The sequence below is a fragment of the Allofournierella massiliensis genome, from assembly GCF_004345265.1.
Lineage (GTDB): Bacteria > Bacillota > Clostridia > Oscillospirales > Ruminococcaceae > Allofournierella > Allofournierella massiliensis.
Map to the genome: position 1 here is coordinate 1 of NZ_SLUM01000033.1, position 23207 is coordinate 23207.

At 59.9% G+C, this 23207-nt stretch carries 20 protein-coding genes; 14 read left to right on the forward strand and 6 right to left on the reverse strand.

Annotated features, from left to right (window positions below):
- Nucleotides 1-128: 128 nt before the first annotated feature.
- The 3 genes from gmk to EDD77_RS15425 form a co-directional block, all read right to left on the reverse strand.
- Nucleotides 129-821, reverse strand: a complete 693-nt coding sequence (gene gmk, locus EDD77_RS15415; protein WP_058967133.1) for a guanylate kinase — start codon at nt 819-821, stop codon at nt 129-131.
- Between the two features lie 147 nt (nt 822-968).
- Nucleotides 969-1439: an NUDIX hydrolase gene (locus tag EDD77_RS15420; RefSeq protein ID WP_058967132.1), complete on the reverse strand. Its 471-nt coding sequence runs from the start codon at nt 1437-1439 to the stop codon at nt 969-971.
- A 41-nt stretch (nt 1440-1480) separates the two neighbouring features.
- A complete protein-coding gene (locus tag EDD77_RS15425) occupies nt 1481-3010 on the reverse strand; it encodes a YifB family Mg chelatase-like AAA ATPase (protein WP_058967131.1) in 1530 nt (509 codons plus the stop codon).
- 231 nt (nt 3011-3241) lie between these two features.
- On the opposite strand from EDD77_RS15425, the gene EDD77_RS15430 reads away from it, so the two are divergent.
- Nucleotides 3242-4954, forward strand: coding sequence for a phospho-sugar mutase (locus tag EDD77_RS15430; protein WP_058967130.1), 1713 nt, complete (start codon nt 3242-3244; stop codon nt 4952-4954).
- Nucleotides 4955-5049: 95 nt separating this feature from the next.
- On the opposite strand, the gene asnB (EDD77_RS15435) is transcribed toward EDD77_RS15430, so the two are convergent.
- Both asnB (EDD77_RS15435) and EDD77_RS15440 read right to left on the reverse strand, forming a co-directional pair.
- The gene (gene asnB, locus EDD77_RS15435) at nt 5050-6903 is read right to left on the reverse strand and encodes an asparagine synthase (glutamine-hydrolyzing) (protein ID WP_058967129.1); all 1854 of its coding nucleotides are present in this window, start codon (nt 6901-6903) and stop codon (nt 5050-5052) included.
- 21 nt (nt 6904-6924) lie between these two features.
- Nucleotides 6925-8145, reverse strand: coding sequence for a carboxylate--amine ligase (locus tag EDD77_RS15440; RefSeq protein ID WP_058967239.1), 1221 nt, complete (start codon nt 8143-8145; stop codon nt 6925-6927).
- 190 nt (nt 8146-8335) lie between these two features.
- Here EDD77_RS15440 and asnB (EDD77_RS15445) point away from each other — a divergent pair, with 190 nt between their 5' ends.
- The 9 genes from asnB (EDD77_RS15445) to EDD77_RS15480 all read left to right on the forward strand — a co-directional run bounded on the left by asnB (EDD77_RS15445) (nt 8336) and on the right by EDD77_RS15480 (nt 19072).
- Nucleotides 8336-10168: an asparagine synthase (glutamine-hydrolyzing) gene (gene asnB, locus EDD77_RS15445; protein WP_058967128.1), complete on the forward strand. Its 1833-nt coding sequence runs from the start codon at nt 8336-8338 to the stop codon at nt 10166-10168.
- Between the two features lie 131 nt (nt 10169-10299).
- Nucleotides 10300-11778 (forward strand): UDP-N-acetylmuramoyl-L-alanyl-D-glutamate--2,6-diaminopimelate ligase, encoded by a 1479-nt coding sequence (locus EDD77_RS15450; protein WP_058967127.1) that lies wholly within the window; start codon nt 10300-10302, stop codon nt 11776-11778.
- Between the two features lie 81 nt (nt 11779-11859).
- Nucleotides 11860-13629 (forward strand): Hsp70 family protein, encoded by a 1770-nt coding sequence (locus EDD77_RS15455; protein ID WP_132587437.1) that lies wholly within the window; start codon nt 11860-11862, stop codon nt 13627-13629.
- Nucleotides 13626-14597, forward strand: coding sequence for a J domain-containing protein (locus EDD77_RS15460; RefSeq protein WP_132587438.1), 972 nt, complete (start codon nt 13626-13628; stop codon nt 14595-14597). Before EDD77_RS15455 ends, EDD77_RS15460 begins: the two co-directional genes overlap by 4 nt.
- Before the next feature lie 56 nt (nt 14598-14653).
- On the forward strand, nt 14654-16057 hold the full coding sequence (locus EDD77_RS15465; protein ID WP_058967124.1) for a peptidoglycan D,D-transpeptidase FtsI family protein: 1404 nt from the start codon (nt 14654-14656) through the stop codon (nt 16055-16057).
- Nucleotides 16054-16182 (forward strand): hypothetical protein, encoded by a 129-nt coding sequence (locus EDD77_RS18710; protein WP_278318816.1) that lies wholly within the window; start codon nt 16054-16056, stop codon nt 16180-16182. The genes EDD77_RS15465 and EDD77_RS18710 overlap by 4 nt, the downstream gene beginning before the upstream one ends.
- Complete coding sequence (locus EDD77_RS15470; protein ID WP_082669695.1) at nt 16164-17720, forward strand: recombinase family protein; 1557 nt, start codon at nt 16164-16166, stop codon at nt 17718-17720. The genes EDD77_RS18710 and EDD77_RS15470 overlap by 19 nt, the downstream gene beginning before the upstream one ends.
- Before the next feature lie 81 nt (nt 17721-17801).
- Entirely contained in the window at nt 17802-18476 is a 675-nt protein-coding gene (locus tag EDD77_RS15475; RefSeq protein ID WP_058967122.1) for a hypothetical protein, read from the forward strand.
- A 299-nt stretch (nt 18477-18775) separates the two neighbouring features.
- Nucleotides 18776-19072 (forward strand): hypothetical protein, encoded by a 297-nt coding sequence (locus EDD77_RS15480; RefSeq protein WP_132587439.1) that lies wholly within the window; start codon nt 18776-18778, stop codon nt 19070-19072.
- Nucleotides 19073-19198: 126 nt separating this feature from the next.
- Here the strand turns inward: EDD77_RS15480 and EDD77_RS15485 are convergent, their stop codons facing one another.
- A complete protein-coding gene (locus EDD77_RS15485; RefSeq protein WP_058967120.1) occupies nt 19199-19546 on the reverse strand; it encodes a helix-turn-helix domain-containing protein in 348 nt (115 codons plus the stop codon).
- Nucleotides 19547-19717: 171 nt separating this feature from the next.
- Here EDD77_RS15485 and EDD77_RS15490 point away from each other — a divergent pair, with 171 nt between their 5' ends.
- The 4 genes from EDD77_RS15490 (at nt 19718) to EDD77_RS15505 (ending at nt 23201) form a co-directional block, all read left to right on the forward strand.
- On the forward strand, nt 19718-20719 hold the full coding sequence (locus EDD77_RS15490) for a helix-turn-helix transcriptional regulator (protein WP_058967119.1): 1002 nt from the start codon (nt 19718-19720) through the stop codon (nt 20717-20719).
- Nucleotides 20720-20776: 57 nt separating this feature from the next.
- Nucleotides 20777-21517, forward strand: a complete 741-nt coding sequence (locus EDD77_RS15495) for a copper homeostasis protein CutC (protein WP_058967118.1) — start codon at nt 20777-20779, stop codon at nt 21515-21517.
- Between the two features lie 219 nt (nt 21518-21736).
- Entirely contained in the window at nt 21737-22615 is an 879-nt protein-coding gene (locus EDD77_RS15500; RefSeq protein WP_058967117.1) for a PRD domain-containing protein, read from the forward strand.
- Between the two features lie 91 nt (nt 22616-22706).
- On the forward strand, nt 22707-23201 hold the full coding sequence (locus EDD77_RS15505; protein WP_058967116.1) for a PTS sugar transporter subunit IIA: 495 nt from the start codon (nt 22707-22709) through the stop codon (nt 23199-23201).
- Nucleotides 23202-23207: the final 6 nt, after the last annotated feature.

Below are 23207 nucleotides of genomic sequence, written 5' to 3' on the forward strand. Positions count from 1 at the left end.
GTTTCAGACTACAACAAAAAATGAGATAGGCAACCCTTTCGGGGAAGTCTATCTCATTTTTTTCATTTTAGGCTATTTTGCAACAGCCCCTTTTGTTTGCTTTATTTCAGGGAAAAACTGTTTGGTGATCAGTCCCGATGGATGGACAGAATCTCATCCGCCAGGTCGGACTGAGGCGTCAGCTCGCTTTCAATGTAGCTTTCCAGGAAGGTGCGCATGCTGTTGCGGCTGTAGCGGTTGCCATGGATGATCTGGCCCAGGCGGCGAACGGTCTTTTCCACGGTATCGTTGATCAGAATGTAATCATACTGACCGGCGCACAGAACCTCTTCCTGCGCAGTTTCCAGCTCATTGCGGATCTTTTCCTCAGTCTTGGTGGAATCTGCCCGCAGGCGGCGCTCCAGCTCCTCCCAGGAGGGGGGCATGATGAAGATCAGGGTGGCGTCCGGGCAGAGGGTGCGGATCTTGGTGGCGCCCACCACGTCCACGTCCAGAATCACATTGCGGCCGGCCCGGCGCAGCTTTTCCACCGCGTTCTTGGGGGTGCCGTAACCGTTCTGGCCCCGGTATACATACTCCAGCAGCTGCTGGGAACGGATCAGCTGTTCGAATTCCTGATGGGTTACGAAGTAATGATCCTCACCATCTTCCTCATCCGCCCGGGGGGGACGGGTGGTCACGGAAACACATTTGCAGGCATTGGGATGCTCTGCGATGTAGTTGGTGATGACGGTGCTCTTGCCTACGCCGCTGGGGCCGGAAATGATAACCAGCTGGCCATATTCTGCGATTTTATCAAAATAAGATTTCTCAACGCTCATAAATGAAAGCAACCACCTTTCCAAATAATGTGCGGGGGACCTGTTACCTTCATTATGGTACCTTTTGTGTTAAAAGTCAATAAAAATAAAACAAAACATTGAAAAGTTTTCGATATCTTATACAACAACCTGTTTTAGTTAATCAATTCACAACTCCAGAGCCTGTCCATTCAGCACTGCACCGGCAAGCCGGTCGCCCTGATAGCTGAGCTTGAGCAGGAAAAAGGGCTCTTCCCGGGCCAGCAGCTCCAGAAAAATCCGGTCGCCCTCCCACAGGTTCAGCGCGGGCACCTGCGCTTTCTTTATCCAGGCAAGCTCTCCTTCGTTACAATCGATGAGCCGGCCTTCGAAGCCGTCCGCGGTGAACAGGTGCATGTATTCGGTGGGCCACTCGTCGGACACAAAGGTCACGATGCCCCGGCAGCGCCAATGGGTGAGGGTCAGGCCGGTTTCCTCCCGTACCTCCCGCACAAGGCATTCGTCCGGGCTTTCGCCATCCTCAAATTTGCCGCCAACGCCGATCCACTTGCCGGCGTTGGGATCCTGATGTTTCTTTACCCGGTGGAGCATCAGGTAGCTGTCGTCCTGTTCGATGTAGCAGAGAGTGGTGTTTTTCATACGTTCTCCTTCTTTCGCCGGAAGCTTTCGGCGTGCCAGCTTTATCTGTCGTACCAGTATTTCCGATCCAGACTGCGGTATTGCAGCGCCTCGGCCACATGTACTGCCCCAATAGTTTTGCTGCCCGCAAGATCCGCAATGGTGCGGCTTACTTTTAAAATGCGGTCGTGCGCCCGGGCGGAAAGCCCCAGCCGGTCAAAGGCGGCCCGCAGGGTGGCAGCGGCCGCGTCGTCCAACCGGCACACCTGACGCAGGGCCCGGCTGGGCAGATGGGCGTTGCACAGAACACCGGTGGTTTCAAAGCGGCTTTGCTGGATGGCCCGGGCGGCAAGCACCCGTTCCAGAATGGCGGCGCTGCACTCGCCTGGCTCCTCGGCGCTCAGCTCATCGTAGGCCACGGGGCTTACGTCCACATGCAGATCAATCCGGTCCAGCAGCGGGCCGGAAATCCGCTGGCGGTACCGCTCCACTGCACTGGGCGGGCAGGTGCAGGGCCGGGTGGGATGGCCGAAATAGCCACATTTGCAGGGATTCATGGCGGCAATCAATACAAAGCGGCTGGGGTAGGTGGCACTGCCGGAGGCCCGGCTTATGGTAACCACGCCGTCCTCCAGCGGCTGGCGCAGCACCTCCAGCGCATCCCGCTGGAATTCCGGCAGTTCATCCAGAAACAGCACCCCGTTATGGGCGAGGCTCACCTCGCCGGGGCGGATCTGGGCTCCGCCGCCTGCCAGAGCCGGGGCGCTCACGCTGTGGTGAGGGCTGCGGAAGGGTCGCTGGGTCAAAAGACCGCTGCCCCCGGGCAGCAGCCCGGCCACCGAATAGATCTTGGTGCACTCCACTGCCTCCGGCCGGGTGAGGGGAGGCAGGATGCCCGGCATACGGCGGGCCAGCATGGATTTGCCGGTGCCCGGCGGGCCGATGAGCAGCACGTTGTGCCCGCCTGCGGCTGCAATTTCCAGTGCGCGCCGGGCCATCAGCTGGCCGCGCACGTCGGAAAAATCCAGACCTTCGGTATGCGTCTGCCCCAGAAAAGGCGGGCAGTCCGCGGCGGTCAGCTGTGCTTCGCCCCGCAGATGATCCGCCACCTGCCGGGCGGTGTGGGCCCCGTAAACGGTTACTCCTTCAGCGGTGGCGGCTTCTGCTGCGTTTTCGGCGGGAACGAACAGCTCGGTCACGCCGCATTCCGCCGCCGCCAGCGCCATGGGCAGAATGCCCTGCACCGGCCGCAGCATGCCGTCCAGCGAGAGTTCGCCGATAAAGGCCTGATGGGTCCCGGGGGCAGGCAGCTGCCCGGCGGCACACAGGAGAGCAAGAAATACCGGCAGATCGTAAAGGGGGCCGGTCTTGCGCACGTCCGCCGGGGCCAGATTCACGGTGATCCGGCTGGTAGGCCAGGCAAACCCCAGATTCTTTACCGCGCTGCGCACCCGGTCCGCCGCTTCCTTGACCGCACTGTCCGGCAGGCCCACGATGGAAAGCTGGGGCAGCCCGCCGCTGATATCCGCTTCCGCTGTGACGGCAAAGCCTGCCAGGCCCCGCACGCCAAAGCTGTTCACTTTTGCAAACATGCCACACGCTCCATTTTTTCAAAATTTTCAGTTCCTTTCTAGTATACTTCCAGCAGGAGAAATGCACAAGGCACAGCTTCTGTGAAGAATGCAGCATTTTAAAGTGCTGAACTTGTTCTCTTTCACAAAAAGAAACGGTTCGATTGACATTTCGAACAGACTCTATTAGAATAATGTTGATAGATACTTTGTACAAAAGGTGTCGAAATAAACAAAAAGCAGGTGTGTGCAATGTATAAAAATGAGTACGAGCGCTGGCTGGCGTTCGATCTGGATGACCCGGATCTGAAGCCCGAGCTGGAAAGCGTAAAGGATGACGACGAGGCCATTAAGGACCGGTTCGCCGTGTCGCTGAAGTTCGGTACCGCCGGTTTGCGCGGCGTGATCGGCGCGGGCACCAACCGGATGAATGTGTATGTGGTTCGTCAGGCCACCCAGGGCCTGGCCAACTGGGTCAAGACCCAGGGCGGCACCCAGACTGTGGCCATCAGCTACGACAGCCGCATCAAGAGCGATGTGTTTGCGAAAGCTGCTGCCGAGGTGCTGGCCGCCAACGGCGTAAAGGTACGCATCTATAAGGCTCTGATGCCTGTTCCCGCACTCAGCTTTGCCACCCGTTATTATAACTGCAATGCGGGCATCATGGTTACCGCCAGTCACAACCCTGCCAAATACAACGGTTACAAGGCTTATGGCCCGGACGGCTGCCAGATGACCGACGAGGCTGCCGATGTGGTCTACGCCGAGATTCAGAAGACCGACGTGCTCAGCGGCGCCAGGACCATGTCCTTTGAAGAGGGCATGGCCGCCGGCTTGATCGAGTATGTGGGCGAGGATTGCTACGAGGCCCTGTATCAGGCCATCGAGAGCCGCAGCGTGCGCCCCGGCCTGTGCAAGACTGCCGGCCTGAAGCTGGTTTACAGCCCGCTGAACGGCAGCGGCCTGGTTCCGGTGACCCGCGTTCTGGGCGACATCGGCATCACCGATATCACCATCGTGCCCGAGCAGAAGGACCCGGACGGCAACTTCCCCACCTGCCCCTATCCCAACCCGGAGATCTTCGAGGCGCTGCGCCTGGGTCTGGAGCTGGCCGAGAAGTCCGGCGCGGACCTGATGCTGGCCACCGACCCGGACGCCGACCGCGTGGGCATCGCCGTGCGCTGCAAGGACGGCAGCTATGAGCTGCTGAGTGGCAACGAGGTGGGTGTTCTGCTGCTGGACTACATCTGCAAGGCCCGCATCGAGAACGGCACCATGCCCAAGGATCCCGTTATGGTCAAGAGCATCGTGTCCACCCCGCTGGCGGACGTGGTTGCCGCCCATTACGGCGTGGAGTGCCGCAACGTGCTCACCGGCTTCAAGTGGATCGGCGACCAGATTGCCCGCCTGGAAGCCGCCGGTCAGGTGGAGCGGTTCATCTTCGGCTTCGAGGAGAGCTACGGCTATCTGTCAGGCAGCTATGTGCGCGATAAGGACGCCGTTATCGGCAGCATGCTGATCTGCGAGATGGCTGCCTACTACCGCAGCATCGGTTCCTCCATCAAGGAAGAGCTGGACCGCATCTATGCGGAATACGGCCGCTACCTGAACAAGGTGGACAGCTACGAGTTCCCCGGCCTGTCCGGCATGGACAAGATGGCCGGCATCATGCAGAAGCTGCGTCAGGAGCCCCCGACGGAGTTTGCCGGCTACAAGGTGGTCACCGTGTCCGACTACCAGGCCCGCACCCGCACTGAGCTGGCCACCGGCAAGACCGAGGCCATCGACCTGCCCGCAGCCAATGTGCTGATCTACGCGCTGGAAGGCGGCGCCACCGTGGTGGTTCGTCCCTCCGGCACCGAGCCCAAGATCAAGACCTATTTCACCACTCTGGGCAAGAATGTGGAAGAGGCCCAGGCCCAGAAGGATGCCCTGGCCGCCGCCCTCAAGCCCATCCTGGCCTGAGTTCAAAGGTAGCCGTGAACGGCTGTAAAACAAGATAGAAAAATCCCCGGGGAGCGCTCCCCGGGGATTTTTTGTTTGATTGAAATGGAAAACAATCAGCGCAGCACGAAGAACTGCTCATACCACAGAATGAAGCTGTAGAAGCTCCAGATCTGGGTCATGCCGCCGTTCTTGCCGCTCTTGTGCTCGTCCAGCAGGCGCAGCAGCTCGGGTACATTGAAGAACTTTTCGGCCACCTCGCCCTCGAACTTCTCACGCACCATGGCATAGTATTTATCCTGCCGCAGCCAGTCGTTCAGCGGCACCGGGAAGCCCAGCTTCTTGCGCTTGGCCACGCTCTCCGGCAGCTGCTTGAGGGCTGCACGGCGCAGCGCGATCTTGGTCTCGGTCTTGCTGGACCGGTATTGGGCGGGAATGGAGAGCGCCAGCTCCAGCATCTCCTTGTCCAGGAAGGGCACCCGCAGCTCCAGGCTGTTGGCCATGCTCATTCGGTCGGCCTTCAGCAGAATGTCGTAGAGCATCCAGGTGTGGATGTCCACCCACTGCAGCTGGGTGGGCTCATCCAGACCGGCCGAAGCGTCAAAGTAGGGCTTGAAGAACTCCTCGGGGGTCTTTTTGTGGTACTGCTTTTTCAGATATTTGTCCCGCTCGGCGGGGGTGGCGAACACATAGTTCGCACGCATGCACCGCTGCCAGGGCTCCTTTGCGCCACGCATCAAAAAGTTCCTGCCCTTGAAGTCCGGCAGAACACCGGCCACCGCGCCCGCGGCCTTGCGCAGAAAACGGGGGGTCTTGTGTTCGTACTCCTCAAAGTGATGGGCCGCGCAATACAGCGGATAGCCGCCGAACAGCTCGTCGGCGCCCTCGCCGGACAGCACCACCTTCACATAACGGGCGGCGTTTTTGGTCAGGAAATACAGCGGCACCTCGCTGGGGTTGGGCATGGGCTCATCCAGATACCACTGGATGGTCTTGTTGGCCTCGAAGAACTCGTCGGCGCTCACCTTGTTGGCGATGCTGGGCACGCCGATCTCCTTGCTGAAGGCCTGGGCATAGGGCAGCTCGGAGTACTTTTCCTCCTCATAGCCTACGCTGAAGCTCTTTACCTTGGGGGTGCCCTTGGCCACTTCATTCACCACAAAGCTGGAATCCACGCCGGAGGAGAGGAAGCAGCCCACCTCCACGTCCGCAATCTGGTGAACCTTCACGCTCTCGGCAAAGGTTTCGGTGATGGCCTTTTCCCAGTCCTCCATGCTCTTGGACTCGTCCACATGGTAGCGGATGTCGTAATACCGCTCCACCTTCAGTTCGCCCTTTTTCCAGGTGAACATGTGAGCGCCGGGCAGCTTGTACACGCCCTTGAACATGGTTTCCTCGTTGGGAATGTATTCGATGGAAAGATACTCCGGCAGCCGCTCCTCGTTCAGCTCCTTCTTGAAGCCGGGATGGGGCAGAAAGCCCTTGATCTCGCTGCCGAAAATAAAGTGGCCGCCTTCATTGTAATAATAATAGGGCTTGATGCCGAAGATATCCCGTGCGCCGAACAGGGTTTCGTTCTTTTTGTCCCACAGGATAAAGGCGAACATACCCCGCAGCTTGGCGGGCAGGCCGCTGCCCCATTCCTCGTAGCCGTGGATCAGAACCTCGGTGTCGGAATGGGTGGCAAAGGTATGCCCGGCGGCTTCCAGCTGGGCACGCAGCTCCATGAAGTTGTAGATCTCGCCGTTGAACACGATGACGACGCTGCCGTCCTCGTTGAACATGGGCTGGCTGCCGCCCTCCAGGTCGATGATGGACAGCCGCCGATGCCCCAGAGCCACCTGCTCGTCCACATAAAAGCCCTCGCCATCCGGCCCGCGGTGGGCGATCAGGTCTGCCATCTGCTTGATGGTCTGTTTCGCCTGTTCGGCGTCATGCTTTGCACTGGCAAAGCCCACAAATCCGCACATAGTGCCTTCCTTTCCGCCCGGTCAGTCACGCAGGCTCTTGTTGCCGAAATAGCGTTTGTATTTGCGGTAATTGTTCAGCTGGTTCTTGGCGTACCAGATGGCCCGCTTGAGGGTAAAGTCCTCCTTGCAGAACAGCTGGTGGCTTACCTTGCCCTCCTTCATCAGCTTGCGCACCTCGGCCAGCAGCTTCTGGTCCTTCAGGTACTTCCTGATGATGCCGACGGGGGCGATCATCCACAGATGCCGGGTGTCGGCGATGGTCAGGCCCTGGGGCTTGTTCTCCACCACGTCCTCCACCAGCCACTTGGCCAGGTTGTAGCCGCTGGCGGTCACAAAGAAGCTGGACCGGCCCTGACGGGGGTTCATCTCGAACAGCTTGTACTGGCCATCGCGGGAATCGTACTTCATGTCGAAGTTGGAGAAGCCCTCCCAGCCCACGTCCTCCAGGAAGGCCTTCATCCGGCCCATCAGCTCCTCGTCTTTAATGGACATGATGGCCGCGTAGTTGCCGATGCCCTCGGGAGTCTGTTCCTCCAGCAGGGGGCGGCCCAGCGCCATCAGGTGAACCTTATGATCCCGGCCGGAGTAGCAGTTCAGCACCCGCATGCAGTTGTCGTCGCCGGGAATGTATTCCTGCAGCACCAGATTGTCCTGATAGCTGGAGGAGTAGATGGCCGCGCAGATGGCCTCGTATTCCTCCCGGTTGTAGGCCACGAACACCTTCTTTTTGTGGGGGAAACGGCAGTTCCAGTAGGCCACGCTGTTGCTGGCCTTGATGATGCAGGGGAACTCGAAGGGAATCTCCACGGTTTTCCAGTTCTGGTTGGTGCAGCCGAAGGTCTTGGGGTAGGCAAGGCCGTGGGCCTCGCAGGCCTTGTAGAAATACTCCTTGGTATCCAGCTGCTCCACCAGTTCGGGGGTGGGGCAGGCGAACCTGTAAAGGCCCTCCAGCGCGGAGCGGTTGCGGGCCATCAGGCCGGTGTAGTTGTCGCCGCAGCTCACCAGCACCAGCGTACGGCCGGTGTGGGCGGCGGCAAAGTCCTGCAGAGTCTTGACGAACACCGCGTCATCCTCCAGATTGAGCTCCACCACGGCCATCTTCACCAGCTTGGAATTGGCGGTGGCGGCCAGCGCACCCTTGCCGATGGCAAGGCTGGTCACACCGTATTCCATATAGAAGCTGCGGGCCATGCCGTAAACGTTGGCGTCGCTGCCCAGCAGCACGGGAAGGATCTGTTCCATAGGTTTTTGTTTCACCTGAACTTTCCAAATTTTTTTCATCTTATCAGTATTGCTCATAAGCCCTTCTATTTTACTTCTTTTCTTTATGGATTGTCAAACAAAAGCAATGCTTTTAAACCGGCCATTGATGTAGTATAATAAAAGAATAATTGGGCAACTGTGCCCGTATGAGGGAAAGGACTATCACATCATGTGTGGAATTGTTGGCTTTACCGGCATGCGCGCCGGGCGTGAAGCGATTTTGAAAGCAATGACGGATGCCATTGCCCACCGCGGGCCGGACGGCGAGGGCAGCTATTTCGGCAGCGGGGTGGCGCTGGGCCACCGGCGGCTGTCCATCATCGACCTTGCGGGCGGCGCCCAGCCCATGTTCAACGAGAATAAAAATCTGGCCGTGGTATTCAACGGCGAGATTTACAATTTCATGGAGCTGCGTGCCCAGCTGGTGGAAGCAGGTCACACCTTCTCCACCGACCATTCAGACACCGAGGTTCTGCTCCACGGCTACGAGGAGTGGGGAGAGGGCATGCTGGCGAAGCTGCGGGGTATGTTCGCCTTTGCCATTTGGAACGAGGCCGAGCAGACCCTGTTCTGTGCCCGTGACCACTTCGGCATCAAGCCCTTCTACTACTATCTCACCGATGAGGGCGAGCTGCTCTTCGGCAGCGAGATCAAGAGTTTTTTGGCCCATCCCGGCTTCAAAAAGGAGCTGAACCAGAGCCAGCTGGAGCTGTATCTCAGCTATCAGTATTCCCCGGGGGAGGACACCTTCTTCAAAGGCGTGAAAAAGCTGCTGCCCGCCCACAGTCTGCTGTGGAAGGCCGGTCAGGTGGATGTGAAGCGCTACTGGGAGCCCCGCTTTGAGCCGGAGGAAGGCAAGAGCCTTTCCGACTGGGAAAGCCGGGTGGAAGAGGTCATGCGCCAGAGCGTGGCCGCCCACAAGATCAGCGACGTGGAGGTGGGCTCCTTCCTGTCCTCCGGCGTGGACTCCAGCTACATGGCCTACCTTGCCCATGTGGACAAGACCTTCACCGTGGGCTTTGCCAACAAGCAGTACGACGAAACCGACTACGCTGCCGAGTTCAGCAAATTCATGGGCGTGAAGAACTACGCTTACCGCATCGAGCCGGAGGAATACTGGGAGAATCTGCCCCGCATCCAGTACCACATGGACGAGCCTCTGGCGGATGCCGCCAGCGTGGCCCTCTATTTTGTGAACCGGGAAGCGGCCAAGCAGGTAAAGGTCTGCCTGTCCGGCGAGGGTGCGGACGAGTTCTTTGGCGGCTACAACATCTACAAGGAGCCTTTCACCGTCTCCTGGTACGACCATATCCCCCTGCCCATCCGGCGGGCCATCGGCGCGGTGGCGGAACAGCTGCCCCCGGTGCACGGCGTGAATTTCCTGGTACGGCGCTCCCGCCCGCTGGAAGAGCGTTACATCGGCAACACCAACCTGATGGGCGAGCGGCGGAAAAAACAGCTGCTGAAACACTATACCGGCGGCAAAAAACCGACCGATCTTTCCAGACCGTATTTCAAAAAGACCGCCGGGCAGGACCCGGTGACCCGGATGCAATACACCGACCTGCACCTGTGGATGGTAGGCGATATTCTGCTGAAGGCGGACAAAATGAGCATGGCCAACAGCCTGGAGCTGCGGGTGCCCTTCCTGGACAAGGAGGTCTTTGAGGTGGCGCGCCACATCCCGGTGGAGTGCCGGGCGGACGCGGAGCACACCAAGATGGCTCTGCGCGGCGCGGCGGCCCGGAGCATTCCGGAAAAGACCGCCGACAAAAAGAAGCTGGGCTTCCCGGTGCCGGTGCGTGCCTGGCTGCGGGAGGAAAAATACGCGGCCATCGTGCGGGAAAAATTCCAGAGCGAATCCGCCGAAAAGTTCTTCAACACCCGCGAGCTGACCAAAATGCTGGATCAGCACATGAGCGAAAAGCGGGACAACTGGCGTCAGATCTGGTGCGTGTTCATGTTCCTGACCTGGTACGAGGAATATTTTGTGAAGCGCTGAGCACAGCATCGCCCCGGCAGCAGAATTGGCAAGGCCGCGCCGCCGGGCGCATACATAAAAGCAGGGGCCTGCCCGAACCGGGCGCGCTCGCTGCGCATCGATCCCAAATCAAGCAGAGGGGGCATTTGACCATGAAATTACAAGAACTGCTCAATGGGCTGGACTACACACTGGTGCAGGGCAGCCTGGACACCGAGGTGGTGGATATTGCCTACGACTCCCGTAAGGTACAGCCCGGCTGGGCCTTCGTGTGCATTGTGGGCACCAACCGGGACAGCCACGACTATGCCATGGATGTGGCCGGTCAGGGCGCTTCGGTGCTGGTGATCGAGCACAAGCTGGACGAGGTGCCCCAGGGCGTGACGGTGGTGCAGGTGGAAAGCAGCCGCCGGGCGCTGGCGCTGCTGTCCTGCAATTATTTCGGCCGGCCTGCGGAAAAGCTGATCACCATCGGTGTGACCGGCACCAAGGGCAAGACCACCACCGCACACATGATCCATTCCGTGATGAACGCGGGCGGTCACAAGTGCGGCATTATCGGCACCAACGGTGTGGCCTATCCCGGCGTGAACCGGGCTCTGGTCAACACCACCCCGGAAAGCTACGAGCTGCAGAAGATGTTCAGCGAGATGCTGGCTGCCGGCTGCGACAGCGTGGTGATGGAGGTTTCCAGCCAGGGCCTGATGATGGACCGGGTCACCGGCATCCACTTCAAGGTGGGTGTATTCACCAACCTGTATCCGGATCACATCGGCGGCCCCGGCGAGCACGCCAGTTTTGAGGAATACCGGGCCTGGAAGGGCCAGCTGTTCCGCCGGTGCGACGTGGGCGTGGTGAATGTGGACGACAAGAACTGCAGCACCCTGCTGGCGGGCCACACCTGTAAGCTGGTCACCTATGGCATGCACCGCGAGGCCGACTTCCGGGCCAGCGAGCTGCATCTGCTGCGGGAGGAGAACTTCCTGGGCATCCGGTTCCATGTGTCCGGCCGGGAGGATATGGATGTGAAGGTGAACATGCCCGGCGAGTTCAGCGTCTACAACAGCCTGGCCGCCATTGCGGTGGGCCGTGTGCTGGGCGTTCCCCACGACGCCATCCACGACGGACTGATGAACATCTCGGTCAAGGGCCGGGTGGAGCTGGTGCCGGTGAGCAAGGACTTCACCGTGCTGATCGATTTTGCCCACAACGAGGCCGGCGCCGAGAGCCTGCTCACCACCCTGCGGGCCTACGAGCCCAAGCGGCTGGTGGTGCTGTTCGGCTGCGGCGGCGACCGCAGCCGTCTGCGCCGCTATGGCATGGGTGAGGTGGCCAGCCGCAAGGCGGATTTCCTGATTCTTACCGAGGACAACAACCGCTTTGAATCGGTGGATCAGATCATCAAGGACATCAAGATCGGCATTGCCCAGGGCAACCCGGACGTGCCCTATGTGGAGATTCCGGATCGATTGGACGCGCTGCACTACGCGCTGGATCACGCCCAGAAGGGCGACCTGATCGCGGTGATCGGTAAGGGCCATGAGACCTACCGGGACCGGATGGGCAAAAAGACTCCCTTCCTGGAGCGGGAGCTGATTCTGGAATACGCGGCCCAGATCGGGCTGAAATGACCCCTGCCGCCCGGATGGGCGGCCACGCCGGGGCGGCTTTGCCAACAAAAGCAGCCCCGGCCATTCTATCGAAAGAAGGCAGTGAAACGACCTATGGCCATTCTTGGCATTGACCTTGGAACCACCAACAGTCTGGCCGCCGTCTGGAAGGACGGCCGCAGCCAGCTGATCCCCAACGCCTACGGCGAGACTTTGACCCCCAGCGCGGTGAGCATCGATGAGGATGGCACTGTGCTGGTGGGTGCGCCCGCTCGGGAGCGGCTGGTCAGCCACCCGGAGCGCAGCGCCACCGCGTTCAAGCGCAGCATGGGCACCGACCGGGTGTTCACCCTGGCCGGGCGGGAATACAGCCCGGAGGAGCTTTCCGCGCTGGTGCTGCGTCAGCTCAAGCAGGACGCCGAGGCCTTTCTGGGCGAGCCGGTCACCGAAGCGGTGGTCAGCGTGCCCGCCTACTTCAACCATGCCCAGCGGGCCGCCACCAAGCGGGCGGGCCAGCTGGCCGGCCTGACGGTGGACCGGCTCATCAACGAGCCCAGCGCCGCCGCCCTGGCCTGCTACGACCCGGAAAAGGGCGACGCGGCCTTTCTGGTCTATGACTTCGGTGGCGGTACGCTGGATGTTTCGGTGGTGGACTGCTTTGAAAACGTGGTGAATATTCTGGCCGTCAGCGGCGACAACGCCCTGGGCGGCAACGATTTCGACGCGGCCATCGCCCACATGTACTGCCAGAAAAACGGCATCGACTATCAGGCGCTGCAGCCCCGCCAGCGGGCAATTCTGCTGCGGCAGGCCGAGCAGTGCAAGCAGACCCTGACCCAGGCCCCCGTGGCCATGATGGTGCTGGAGCTGGATGGGCTGAAGGGCTCCATGGCTCTCACCGGCCAGATGCTGATTCAGCAGGCGCAGACCCTGTTCAGCCGCATGCGCACCCCGCTTTTGCGTGCGCTGAAGGACAGCGGCCTTTCCCCCAGTGAGCTGCAGGCGGTGGTGCCGGTGGGCGGCAGCTGCAAAATGCCGGTGGTGCGCCAGTACTTAAACCACCTGCTGGGCCAGAAGCTGGCCAATCCCGGCAGCCCGGACACTGTGGTTGCTCTGGGCGCGGGCATGTACGCCGCCATGAAGGAGCGCCGCACCGAGGTGAAGGAGCTGGTTCTCACCGATATCTGCCCCTTTACCCTGGGCGTGGGTGTGTACAACCCGGCGGATGAGGACAACCTGCTTATGAGCCCCATTATCGAGCGCAACAGCGCCCTGCCCACCAGCAAGGTGGAGCGGTACTACACCACAAGCGAGGGTCAGACCCGGCTGCGCATTCAGGTGTTTCAGGGCGAGGAGATGTACTGTCGTGAGAACCAGAAGCTGGGCGAGCTGGATCTTCCAGTGCCTGCCGCCCCGGCGGGCAAGGAGGGTGCGGATGTGCGCTTTACCTACGACATCAACGGCATTCTGGAGGTGGAGGCCACCAGCCTGACCACCGGCCGCACCATCAGCACCGTGCTGGTGGGGCAGGGCAGCGGCCTGACCGAGGAGCAGGCCCGCCGCCGTTTGAAGGAGCTGGAGGGGCTGAAAATCCATCCCCGCGATCAGCAGGAGAACCGTCTGCTGCTGGCCAAGGGCGAGCGCCTGTGGCAGGAGGCTCTGGGCGAAGAGCGCCAGATCATCGGCCAGGCGGTGCAGCTGTTCGGCGAGGCACTGGCCAGCCAGGAGAACGGGCGTATCCTGCGGGCCCGTGCCCGCATTAAGGACCTGCTGGACCGGCTGGAGGCCGGCCTCTCGCTGGAAGGGCTGGATTTTTCCGGCTTTGACGATCCGGACGATGAACCGGACGAGGATGAGGACGAAACGCTATGAGCATCTGGGAGGTTTTGGGCATTGCGCCCACCACCGATAAGGCAGCCATCCGGCACGCCTATGCGCAGAAAACACGCACCTGTCACCCGGAGGAGGATCCGGAGGGCTTTGATGCCCTGCATAAGGCCTTCACCGCCGCCATGCGCGCCGCCCGTCAGGGCGTGAATATGGCGGTAATGGAGCCGGAAAGTGCCCCGGTGCCCGCCGCCCCCGCCGCTGCAAAGGCAGACAGCGCCGAGGCCCGCCGTGCCGCTGCAAAGGCGGCCCGTGCCGCCCGCCGCGCCGCCGAACAGCAGGCGGTGGAGCAGTATGCCAGTCGGGCCCAGCGCCGGGCGGGCAGAATCATCCAGTTGGGGCAGGGCGAGCAGGAGGAGGGCCAGCAGTTTGACTTCGCGGCGGTGGACGCCGCCCCGGCACAGCCTGCGCCAAAGCAGAAAAACGAACCCGATCGTCCGCTTACCCATGAGGAGCTGGCCTGGCGCAACGGCCCGGCCCCCGTGCCGGAGCAGGCACAGCAGGAAAACGGGAAACAGGAGCGAAAGCCGATTTACCAGCAGCCGAAGCCGGAGGAAAATCCGGCCCGGCAGGCAGTTGCCGCAACGCGGCCCAAAAATGGATGGCGGATTGCCACGCTGCTTCTGACAGTCGGCCTTCTGGCTCAGCTTGTACGGGGCAGCTTTATCTGGGCCACCCTGCTGCTGATCGCCCTTTGCTGGTGCAGTATGCAGGGGGTGAACATCGACTGGAACCAGCCCCGGCCCAGCCGGCGGATCATGGGCCTGTGGGGCGTGGGTCTGGTACTCATCCCGGTGCTCTGGTTCTTTGTGATGGCTGTTACCTGGGGGCTGCACGGTGCGCAGGATGCTGCACTGGATTATGCAGTGGGTGCTGTTTTCTTGAGCATTCTGGCAGCGCCGTTCGGAATTTGCTCCACACTGGTGGCACGGCAGCGTGCCCGCAATCGCTAAAAACACATGACTGCCCCTCTTCGGCTCATATAAATGAGCGAAGGGGGGCGATTTTTTTGCAAAAACAAACACCACAGGCCGCCCAGAACCGGGGAATGAGACTTCGCACCCGGCTGGCGGCCGGTTTTTTTGTGGCTGTGTGCTTTTCCACGCTGGTGGGGCGGCTCTGGTATCTGCAAATCCATGAATACGATTTTTATGCCCAGCGGGCGGCGGGCCAACAGCTGCGGGACAGTGTGGTTCCCGCGCCACGGGGGGATATTCTGGACGCAAACGGAACTCCGCTTGCGGTGTCTGCCAGCTGCTGGACCATCCGGGCAGTGCCCCGGGAGATGGCGGATGAGGATGTGGCCGAGGCATCCGCCGCACTGGCCCGGATTCTGGAGCTGGACGAAACGGATGTGCTGGAAAAACTGGGCCAGCGCAAAAGCAACGACGCGCTGCTCAAGCGCCGGGTGGATCAGGCCACCGCCGACGCGGTGCGTGAAGCCTGCCTGGAAAACGACTGGCAGGGCATCCTCATTTTGCAGGATACCAGGCGCTGGTACCCGGAGGGGGATTTTGCCGCCAGCCTGCTGGGCTTCACCAACGTGGACAATCAGGGTGTGGCCGGGCTGGAGCTGGAATACAACAGCCTGCTCACCGGGCAGGACGGCCGGGTGCTCAGCGCAAAAAATGCCTGGGGTTACGACATGCCCACCGATTACGATACCTACATTCAGCCGGTGCAGGGCAACAGCCTGCAGCTCACGGTGGATGTGAATGTCCAGCATTATCTGGAAAACTATCTCTCCACGGCGGTGAAGGAGCACAGCGTCACCGCCCGCGGGGTGGGCATTGTGATGGAGGTGGATACCGGCCGCATTCTGGCCATTGCCACCAAGCCGGACTACGACCCCAACGAACCCCGGGTGATTCAGGATGAAACCGTGCGCGCCCAGGTGGATGCCCTTACCGGCGAGGAGCGAACCCAGGCCCTCACCCTGGCTCAGCAGACCCAGTGGCGAAACAAGGCGGTGAGTGACCTTTACGAGCCCGGTTCGGTGTTCAAGCTCATCACCTGTGCCGCCGCGCTGGACGCAGGCGTGGCCACCACCAGCGACAGCTTTTTCTGCGGTGAGTCCTACGGGGTGGCAGGGGTTCATTTTCACTGTGCCAACCACAAGCAGCATGGGGTGCAGAATCTGGCTCAGGCCCTGCAGAACAGCTGCAACCAGAGCTTCATTCAGATTGGCCAGCGGTTGGGCAAGGAGGCCTTCTGCGATTATTTCGCCGCCTTCGGGTTGCAGGAGGCCACCGGCATCGATCTGCCTGCCGAACCAAAGAAAAGCGAGTTTTACACCGCCGACCGGATGGGTCCGGCGGTTATTTTGGCAAAAAGACCGCATAGCTCCCCGATGCCCCGGCATAGAATGGCAGCAAAGGTCCGCTGCGGGCCGGAAAGAGGGAATGAACATTGAAGGGAACACCGCGGATAACGGTTGCTTTTGAAGAGGGAGGGCCGCCGCTGGAGGAGCTGCTGCGGCAGATTCTGGAACAGGACGCTGCTTTCTGGCAGGAGGACGGATGGAACGGGACGCAATGACGACCCCCATCGCTCTCTATCTGCGGCTCAGCTCGGCGGACGGGGAGGGGGCGGAAAGCGGCTCCATCGCCAATCAGCGCACCTATCTGCACCGGTGGGCGGAGGAAAACGGATTCCGGGTGGTGGCGGAGTTTCAGGACGACGGTTATACCGGCACCGACTTTGAGCGCCCCGGATTTCAGCGGTTGATGGCTCAATTGAAAAGCGGCCGCATTCGCTGCTTTGCCACCACCGACCTTTCCCGGCTGGGGCGCAACTGCGGCCAGGCGCTCACACTGGTGGAGGAGACCTTTCAGCGGTTGGGTGTGCGCTACATTGCGGTGAACGACGGCTACGACACCGGAAAAATGAGCCGGGAGAGCCTGGACCCCAGCGTGTTTAAATTTCTGCTCAACGAGCTGTATGCCAAGGATTGCAGCGCCAAGGTGCTGCGGGCAAAACGCACGCTGCAACGGGAGGGCAAATTTCTGGGCGGGCAGGCCCCCTATGGCTACCGCATCGACCCGGCGGACAAATATCGCCTTTTGCCGGATGAGGAAACCGCCCCGGTGGTGCGCCGCATCTATCATTCGTTTCTGGCGGGGCAGACGCTGGGGCAGATCGCCCGCACGCTGGAACAGCAGGGGATACCGTCTCCCGCTGCCCGCCGGGCGGGCCGGGAGGGCGGAGCATGGAGTACTGCCACCCTGCGGCGCATCCTGACCCTGCCCACCTACCGGGGAGCACTGACCCAGCATGTGACCGAGATGACCAGCTACAAGGTTCACACCCGCCGCCCGGTACCGCCCGGGCAGTGGATGGTATGCGAGAATACCCACCCGCCGCTGGTGAGCGAAGAGGAGTTCCGGCAGGCGCAGGCGCTGCTGGGGCGGCGGCGCTATGCGAGCCGGACAGGGGAGCACGCGCTCAGTGGGCTGGTTGTTTGCGCCGACTGCGGAGGGCGAATGTATCCCCACCGGGTGGGAGGCTACTGCTATTTTATCTGTGGTACTTATGCCCGGAATTCAGGGCAGTGCAGTGCCCACCGTATTCGGGAGGACAGGCTGGAGCAGCTGGTGCTGGAACGGCTGCGGCCGCTTATGCAGTGTGCCGCGGCTTCGGAACAGCTTGCCCGCCGTCTGTGCGTCGACCTTTCTTTCGACCAAACGGCCCCGGAGCGTTTGCAGCAAAAGCTGGATCGCCTGGCAGCCCAGCGCCGTCAGGCTTATGCGGATCGGCTGGAAGGACTGATCGATGCAGGGGAATATGCCATAGTTTCCGCCCGGCTGCGGAAAAAGGAAGAGGGCCTGCGCTGCCTCTTGCAGAGGCAGACCAAACAAAAAACAGGGCCGGATTTGGAGGAGATGCGGAAGCGGGCCGAGGATCTGCTGGAGTTGAAGCGTCCGAACCGGGCGGTATTGGGCAGACTGATCCGAAAGATTACAGTGGCAGAGGACGGCGGAGTGGAAATTTACTGTTCCTTTGCCCGACCACTGCCGGGGGATGGATGTGACAATGGGGCGGAAAAGGAAATCAATACAAATGGCGCAATTTTTTAAAAAATGGAAGAATATGGACAGGGCCCTGTCCATCATGGCCGTTATACTGGTAAAGAAAGGAAATCAAGGGGGAGAATGGCTATGGGGGACATCTGGGCAGGGCAACGCAACCGGCCCCTTCGGCTTTTGGCGGTGCAGCTGGAAAAGACGAGGGACAACGGCACCCGGAACAGAGAATTCATGGGGGAAGAGCTGGCCGGAGCAGATATTCTTTATCTGAACTCATCAGCCGAATCATACAGAGAAGTGTCAGAACTGGCTGACTGGGCAAGACAGCGGGGAATTCTGGTGCTCTGGAATCCGGGCAGGCTGAAAAATGCCCGGATGCTGCCCACCCGTGGATGTGTAATTCTGCAAAGCGAATTGAGCGCGGAAGATGAGCTGGAAGCATTGCGGGAATTGTTCTGTACGCCCAGTCTGACCACAACACTGGATCGGGAAACCCTGGTGCAGACGCTTCAGGAGGCTTCACGGGCCAGGCTGGCAATGGTGCAGGCCAGCGGCAGCGGGAAAAACCGCAATCTGGCGCGAAGTCTGGCTTGTCAGGGCTGGCAAATGCCTCGGGAAGGGGCTTTGGTGGTGAGCATTGGATCCAGTGCGGACTGCCGGTTGGAAGAGGTGGTGGAACTGTGGCACGGAACTGTGAAACGAACCGGAGAACTGGATGTACTGTGGGGAACTGCGTTCAATCTGGAACAATCGGATACCCTGCGGCTGGTGCTGATGGCTGTGACACCGGGAATGCCGAATGGATGATGCGCTGTTTTGAGCGCTGGCTTCACCATACCGGAATGACCGAAACGGAAAAACAGGAGTGTCGTCGCCGGGCTGCACAGGGCTTTGAGCAGCCGGCAGAAATTTTTTTGCTGGGAGCCTCCCGAAAGCTCCAATGTCAGATGCTTCGTGCTTTGGGAACGCGGCCTGCCCGAAGACAGAGCAGCTGCCGGCTGGGCAACTGGCGGATCTGGCTTTGTTCATCGGATGAACACGAAAATCCGCACAACGGGTTCCTTGAACCGGGGCAGAAGTCCGCTGGAAAAGGCTGCGCAATTCTGTTGGCATGCGCCGGAAGAGGCGGCAGGCTTCGAGCCCGGGAGGCCTGGAACAGGGGCTGTGATGGTACGGCTGGACGGCTGCAGAATGTTCCGGTTCTGGCGGTGCAGATTGAATTCTGCACCCGGCTGGAGAATCGACAACTTGGCCGGCAGGAAAATCGGGAAGCGCTGTTGCAGCAGACGGCGGAGGACTTTCTGGGCCGGCAGGTGCCCACATTTACGGTGTCGGCGGGGCGGCGGGGGCGCTGCTGCAGAGAGCGCCTGTGGTATCAACTGGCCAAACTGCTGTGTGAATGAAAAAAGGCGCGGATGTGTGCTCTGTGAAGAGCAGCATCCGCGCTTTTTCTTTTTTCGATCAGTTGGAGTATAATATGGACAATGGTGTGTCCATGCAGAAGCGTAGCATGTAAGAAAAAGGGGCCTTCAGGGGACGATCAGTTCCAGTGCGTCATCCACCAGACGGGCGACAGCCTGAGCCTGCTGTGGAGTAAGCGTTCGCATTCGGTCGGTCACGTGTTGAATGGCCGCGGCATTGCCGTTTTCCTGTTCCGGAGCGGCCAGAAACAGCTCGGCCAGGCTGATTCCAAGCCCGGTGCAGACACGGGCGAGGGTGTATACAGTGGGGCAGCGCAGGCCGCGTTCCACATGGCCGAGAAAGGCCGGGTTCATGCCGCATTCCAGTGCAAGTTTTTCCAGGCTCATTCCCTGGTCCGTGCGCAGTTGGCGGATGCGGGCGCCCACCTGCCGTGCAATTGTTTTGCTTTCTGCCATGGTCCTCTCCCTTGGTTGTAGTTTTTGATTGTGTTTTCTTTACTTTAGTGTATTTGAAACCGGTGTTCAAATTAGTATTGATAGTGTGAACTGTATTGAAAAGTATTAAGACAAAGGGTATACTGAAAGGGTTAACCATAACCGTTTTTATTTGATTTTGGAGGGAATGGCGTGCGCGATACAGAGATTGCCAGGAAACAGCACCGTCTGCTGGCTTTGCAGCAGGAGTTGCTGGGCGGCAGGGTGATCAATAAAAAGGAGTGGGCTGCCCGTTTCGGGGTGACAGAAAAAAGCATTCAGCGTGATCTGGATGATCTGAAAGCCTTTTTTGCGGAAGGGCGGGATGGCCGGGAGGTGCTGTATGATCCGGGCGCCCGGGGATATCGCCTTACCCGGCAGCAGACCTCCACCCTGACCAACAGTGAGGTGCTGGCGGTGTGTAAAATTCTGCTGGAAAGCCGCTCCATGGTGAAGGAAGAGATGTTCCCTATTCTGGATAAGCTCATCCAGGGCTGCACACCGGCTGCGCAGCTGCAGCAGGTGGAGGCACTGATTCGCAACGAGAGATTCCACTATGTGGAGCCGCACCATGGCTGCCGGTTTATTGAGTCTCTCTGGCAGTTGGGAACCGCGGTGAAGGAGCAGCGGGTGCTGCATATTCGCTACCGGAAAATGGACGGAATCCTCTGTGACCGGGTGGTGGAACCGGTGGGAATTCTGTTCAGTGAGTATTATTTTTATCTGGCGGCTTTTATCCGGGGCATCGATCGGCAGGAGCATTTTGAAAACCCTCAGGACAAAAGCCCTACCATTTATCGCATCGACCGAATCACTCATTTTCAGGTGACCGACGAGCATTTTCGGGTACCTTATAAAAACCGTTTTCAGGAAGGTGAGATGCGCAAGCGCATCCAGTTCATGTATGGCGGAAAACTGGAAAAGGTTCGGTTTGTCTATACCGGCCCCAATCTGGAGGCGGTGCTGGATCGGCTGCCCACCAGCCGGGTGGTGGGGCGCGATGCCCGGGGATACCCCATCGCTGAAGCTGAGGTATTCAGCGGCAACGGCCTAGATATGTGGCTGAAAAGCCAGGGAGACTGGGTGGAACTGGAAAAAACCACCGATCAGAAGGAAAGCGATGCTTGCCCCCAAAGCGGCCATGGTGTACAATAACCCCAGACAAGCAGGCGGGCCGAATGTGGCCCGATGAAGAAAAAGGAGTTAACTATCATGGAACATCTGCTGGAGATCTGTGTGGATTCGCTGGAATCCGCTCTGGCCGCCCAGGCAGGCGGCGCCGACCGTCTGGAGCTGTGTGGCAGTCTGATCATTGGGGGAACAAGCCCCTCCATTGCGCTGGTGCGCCAGGTGATGGAGCAGGTTCATATTCCGGTGAATGTGCTGCTGCGCCCCCGCTTTGGCGATTTCTGCTTCACCCCCTCTGAACAGGAGGCTACCCTGTGGGAGATTGAGCAGTGCCGTGCGCTGGGGGTGAACGGTGTGGTGTTGGGCGCTCTGCTGCCCAATGGCGCGCTGGACCGGGAATTTCTGGCCCGCTGTGTGGATGCGGCCGGCGGGCTTCACCGCACGCTGCACCGGGCATTTGATGTCTGCCGCGATCCCTTTGAGGCCTTGGAGGATGCGGTGGAGCTGGGCTTCGACACCATCCTCACCTCCGGCCAGCAGGCAAAGGCCGAGCAGGGCATTCCGCTGCTGACCCAGCTGGTGCAGCGGGCCGATGGCCGGGTGAACATTCTGGCAGGCAGCGGCGTGAACCCCGGCAACATGGAAAAACTGGCTGCCGCCGGTGTGCGTCAGTTCCATTTCTCCGCCAAAAAGGCTGTAGAAAGCCCCATGGCCTTCCGCCGGCAGGGCGTGCCCATGGGCTTGCCTGTGGCGGATGAATATCTGCGGGAATACACCGATGCGGCGCTGGTCCGCCAGGCCAAGGAGCTTCTTGCGGGCCTCTAAAGCCACAGATGGACACAAATTGCAAGGCATGAATTGCACAAAATACCGAAAAAATGTTTGTGCAAACAATAGAAAAGTATTCGATCTTCTGGAAAAATGTTGACAGTCTGTGAACGGATTGGTAAGATTTAGCTGACAAGAACAGTGGGTTGTTACTGTACGGCAGGCAAGACCATATTCAAACACATCTCTTCCGCAGTGCGGAGGAGGGTTTTGAATATGGTTTTTTTTATTGCCTCGGCAAAAGGCGAGAGGAACGTGCGAATGAAGGTACTCAAATCCATCAACAATAACGTTGTGTCCTGCCTGGACGAAAACGGCCAGGAAGTGATCGCCATGGGCCGGGGGCTGGGCTTTTCCCTTCGCAGCGGCGACGAGCTGGACGCAGCAAAGGTGGAAAAGCTGTTTCGCATGCAGACGCCGGATGAAGCGCGCCGCCTGACGGATCTGTTTTCCACTCTGCCGCCTCAGCAGATCGAGCTGTGCAGCCGCATTGTGGACCGGGCGACCGAAGATCTGGGCCGCAAGCTCTGCCCCAGCGTTTATCTGACGCTTACCGACCACATCTGTTTTGCCATTGAGCGGCTGCGCAAGGGCACCGTGTTCCAGAACACCCTTCTGGCAGAGGTGCGAACCTTCTACCCGCGGGAGTATGCACTGGGCAAATATGGTCTGGAGCTGCTGGAGCGGGAGCTGGGAATTCATTTCCCGGATGACGAGGCTGCCAACATTGCGCTGCATCTGGTGAATGCGGAGTACGAAAATTCCATCCGGGACACCCTGCGCATTACCCAGACCCTGCACGATGTGCTTACCAGCCTGGCGGGCTGGCCCCATCTGCATCTGGATCAGGAGAGCGGCTTTTACGACGAGTTTACCGTTCATCTGAAATTCCTGGTATTCCGGGCCTTTTCCGGCCAGGAGCAGACCCAGAAGGATCCGCGCTTTGTGGAAGCGGTGCGGCAGTGTTACCCGGAAGAGTTTCACTGTGCACAGCAGATTGTGGAAGGACTGTGCAGCCGAAGCGGTACCAGTCTTCCCCCGGAAGAGCAGGCCTATCTGGCCGCCAGCCTGCACCGTACCTGCAGGAAAGTTTAAGCCGGCTGCCGCGTAACAATAAAACAGCATCCCCCGAATATTTCGATTTTGTATAACACAGGACGATCAAGGAAAGGAAGGAACCATTATCATGGGCATTTTCGACAAACTGTTTGGCAAGAAATCCAGCGACATCACTCTGGGTGCGCCGGTGGCCGGCGAGGCTGTTTCCCTGAACCAGGTCAGCGACCCCACCTTCGGTGAGGAGATCCTGGGCAAGGGTGTGGCCATCAAGCCCACCGGCAACCGTGTGGTTGCCCCCTGCGACGCCACCATAGATCTGATGTTCGACACCGGCCATGCGGTAAGCCTGAAGGCGGACTGCGGCGCTGAGGTGCTGATCCATGTGGGTCTGGAGACCGTGTCGCTGAAGGGTGAGCACTTCACCACCCACGCCAAGACCGGTGACCATGTGACTGCCGGCCAGCTGCTGATCGAGTTCGACCGGGAGGCAGTTGCCGCCGCCGGCTTCGACACCATCACTCCCATGGTGATCTGCAACACTGCGGATTACAAGGAAGTGAACGCACAGACCGGCGCCGCTGTGGCTGAGGGCGATACCGTTCTCACCCTGGTCAAGGAATAAGAGAGA

Excerpts from the sequence above, each read along its gene's own strand:
- gmk (WP_058967133.1), bottom strand. The coding sequence starts at position 821 with ATGAGCGTTGAGAAATCTTATTTTGATAAAATCGCAGAATATGGCCAG.
- EDD77_RS15485 (WP_058967120.1), bottom strand. The coding sequence starts at position 19,546 with ATGGCAGAAAGCAAAACAATTGCACGGCAGGTGGGCGCCCGCATCCGC.
- EDD77_RS15450 (WP_058967127.1), top strand. The coding sequence starts at position 10,300 with ATGAAATTACAAGAACTGCTCAATGGGCTGGACTACACACTGGTGCAG.
- asnB (WP_058967129.1), bottom strand. The coding sequence starts at position 6,903 with ATGTGCGGATTTGTGGGCTTTGCCAGTGCAAAGCATGACGCCGAACAG.
- EDD77_RS15430 (WP_058967130.1), top strand. The coding sequence starts at position 3,242 with ATGTATAAAAATGAGTACGAGCGCTGGCTGGCGTTCGATCTGGATGAC.
- EDD77_RS15420 (WP_058967132.1), bottom strand. The coding sequence starts at position 1,439 with ATGAAAAACACCACTCTCTGCTACATCGAACAGGACGACAGCTACCTG.
- EDD77_RS15470 (WP_082669695.1), top strand. The coding sequence starts at position 16,164 with ATGGAACGGGACGCAATGACGACCCCCATCGCTCTCTATCTGCGGCTC.
- EDD77_RS15505 (WP_058967116.1), top strand. The coding sequence starts at position 22,707 with ATGGGCATTTTCGACAAACTGTTTGGCAAGAAATCCAGCGACATCACT.
- EDD77_RS15495 (WP_058967118.1), top strand. The coding sequence starts at position 20,777 with ATGGAACATCTGCTGGAGATCTGTGTGGATTCGCTGGAATCCGCTCTG.
- EDD77_RS15475 (WP_058967122.1), top strand. The coding sequence starts at position 17,802 with ATGGGGGACATCTGGGCAGGGCAACGCAACCGGCCCCTTCGGCTTTTG.
- asnB (WP_058967128.1), top strand. The coding sequence starts at position 8,336 with ATGTGTGGAATTGTTGGCTTTACCGGCATGCGCGCCGGGCGTGAAGCG.
- EDD77_RS15500 (WP_058967117.1), top strand. The coding sequence starts at position 21,737 with ATGGTTTTTTTTATTGCCTCGGCAAAAGGCGAGAGGAACGTGCGAATG.
- EDD77_RS15440 (WP_058967239.1), bottom strand. The coding sequence starts at position 8,145 with ATGGAACAGATCCTTCCCGTGCTGCTGGGCAGCGACGCCAACGTTTAC.
- EDD77_RS15425 (WP_058967131.1), bottom strand. The coding sequence starts at position 3,010 with ATGTTTGCAAAAGTGAACAGCTTTGGCGTGCGGGGCCTGGCAGGCTTT.
- EDD77_RS15460 (WP_132587438.1), top strand. The coding sequence starts at position 13,626 with ATGAGCATCTGGGAGGTTTTGGGCATTGCGCCCACCACCGATAAGGCA.